The sequence below is a fragment of the Pseudomonas sp. 2995-1 genome (assembly GCF_002742505.1).
Taxonomy (GTDB): Bacteria; Pseudomonadota; Gammaproteobacteria; order Pseudomonadales; family Pseudomonadaceae; genus Aquipseudomonas; species Aquipseudomonas sivasensis.
Genome location: NZ_LJSA01000426.1, coordinates 1 through 545, shown reverse-complemented (window position 1 = coordinate 545; position 545 = coordinate 1). Strand labels below are relative to the sequence as shown.

Genomic DNA, 545 nt, shown 5'->3' with positions numbered 1-545 from the left:
ACAGTGTCTTTGCTGACAGCGTCTTCAACCAACGGATTGGCGGTTACTTCGATGGTCGGCAGGTCGTTGACCAGCGTCACGTCCGGAGTAGCGGCGGCAGTTGCGCTGCCTTTGTCAGCATCAGTCACGGTCAGATCGAACGCTGGCAATTTGTTGCCCGCGTTAACGAAGTCAGCACCGGCCTGAGTCAGGACAACGTTGTTGCCAACGATGGCGTAGTAACCGTCTTTATTGCTGTCGCCGGTGAAGGTGACCACCAGGTTTGCAACTGGGGTTTCTTCGTCACCCACGGTGAACGAGCCCGCCACAGTGTCTTTGCTGACAGCGTCTTCAACCAACGGATTGGCGGTTACTTCGATGGTCGGCAGGTCGTTGACCAGCGTCACGTCCGGAGTAGCGGCGGCAGTTGCGCTGCCTTTGTCTGCATCAGTCACGGTCAGATCGAACGCTGGCAGTTTATTGCCCGCATTAACAAAGTCAGCACCGGCCTGAGTCAGGACAACGTTGTTGCCAACGATGGCGTAGTAACCGTCTTTATTGCTGTC

The 545-nt window shown here is 56.1% G+C and carries 1 protein-coding gene; it reads right to left on the bottom strand.

Annotated elements, in window-relative coordinates:
* The coding region (locus AOA61_RS31275; protein WP_158234817.1) for a hypothetical protein at window positions 1-545 on the bottom strand (545 nt) is incomplete at both ends.